This is a genomic window from Streptomyces sp. NPDC006261 (assembly GCF_040613515.1).
Lineage (GTDB): Bacteria > Actinomycetota > Actinomycetes > Streptomycetales > Streptomycetaceae > Streptomyces.
In genome coordinates this window covers 1-1,505 of the sequence record NZ_JBEXSI010000157.1, presented here as the reverse complement: position 1 = coordinate 1,505, position 1,505 = coordinate 1, and the positions used below count along the sequence as shown (strand labels likewise).

At 72.4% G+C, this 1,505-nt stretch carries 1 protein-coding gene; it reads left to right on the top strand.

Features of this window, described 5'->3' with window-relative positions; all coding sequences use genetic code 11:
- On the top strand, positions 1-1,505 hold a 1,505-nt coding region (locus tag ABZ154_RS35005), incomplete at both ends, for a beta-ketoacyl synthase N-terminal-like domain-containing protein (RefSeq protein WP_356838505.1).

Sequence of the window (1,505 nt, the reverse complement as noted above, 5' to 3'; positions counted from 1 at the left end):
GGCACCGCAGGCCAAGCCAACTACGCCGCCGGCAACACCTTCCTCGACGCCCTCGCCCACCACCGCACCACACACGGCCACCCCACCACCTCACTCGCCTGGGGACTCTGGGAGGAGAGCAGTGCCAGCACCAGCCACCTGGAGGACATCGACCTCCAGCGGATGGCGCGGTTCGGGCTGCTTCCGCTGACGTCGGGCGCGGGCATGGCCCTGTTCGACGCCTCCCACGCCTTCGCCGAGCCGCTGCTGGCCGCGACCGGCCTCGACCTGGCGGCTCTGCGCCGCAAGGGTGCCGAGCCGCTGCCGCTGATGCGTGGCCTGGTGCCGGCGGTCCGCCGCCGCCCGACGGCCGGTTCGGCCGCCGGGTCGTCGCTGGCCGAGCAGCTGGGCGCGGTCTCCGAGGCCGAGCGCCGCCGGGTGCTGGTCGATCTGGTGCGCTCCCAAGTGGCGGGGGTTCTGGGACACTCGGATCTTCGGGCCGTGGAAGCCGACCGCGTCTTCAAGGAGCTGGGCTTCGACTCGCTCACCGCGGTCGAACTCCGCAACCGGCTCGGCGAGTCCACCGGCCTGCGCCTGCCCACCACCCTCGTCTTCGACCACCCCACCCCGTCGGCCATCGCCGCCTACCTCTCCACGCTGATCGCTCCGGCCGAGCCACAGAGCGCCGCGACCGCCGGCCGGACGCCGGACGCCGCCGAGGACCCGGTCGTCATCGTCGGCATGGCGTGCCGTTATCCGGGCGGCGTCTCCTCGCCGGACGAGCTGTGGCGGCTGGTCGCCGACGAGGTCGACGCGATCTCGCCGTGGCCGACCGACCGGGGCTGGGACACCGAGGGCCTGTACGACCCGGAGCCCGGCACACCCGGCAGGTCGTACTCCCGCCACGGCGGATTCCTGTACGACGGGGACCACTTCGACCCCGCCTTCTTCGGGATGTCCCCGCGCGAGGCGCTCGCCACCGACCCGCAGCAGCGACTGCTGCTGGAGGCCGCCTGGGAGACGTTCGAGAACGCCGGGATCGACGCGTCATCGCTGCGCGGCAGCCGCACCGGTGTGTACGCCGGTGTGATGTACCACGACTACGCCTCCCGGATCCAGCAGGTCCCGGAGGACATGGAGGGTTATCTCTTCAGCGGTAACGCGGGCAGTGTCGCCTCCGGCCGGGTGTCGTACACCTTCGGTCTGGAGGGTCCGGCGGTCACGGTCGACACCGCGTGCTCCTCCTCGCTCGTCGCGATCCACCAGGCGGTGAACGCGCTGCGGGCGGGTGAGTGCGATCTGGCGCTCGCGGGCGGCGTGACGCTGATGTCGACGCCGCAGGGGTTCGTCGAGTTCTCGCAGCAGCGCGGCCTCTCGGCGGACGGGCGGTGCCGCTCGTTCTCCGCTACGGCGGACGGCACGGGCTGGTCCGAAGGGGTGGGCCTGTTGCTGGTCGAGCGCCTTTCGGACGCCGAGCGCAACGGCCACCACATCCTCGCGGTCATCCGTGGCAGCGCGGTCAACCA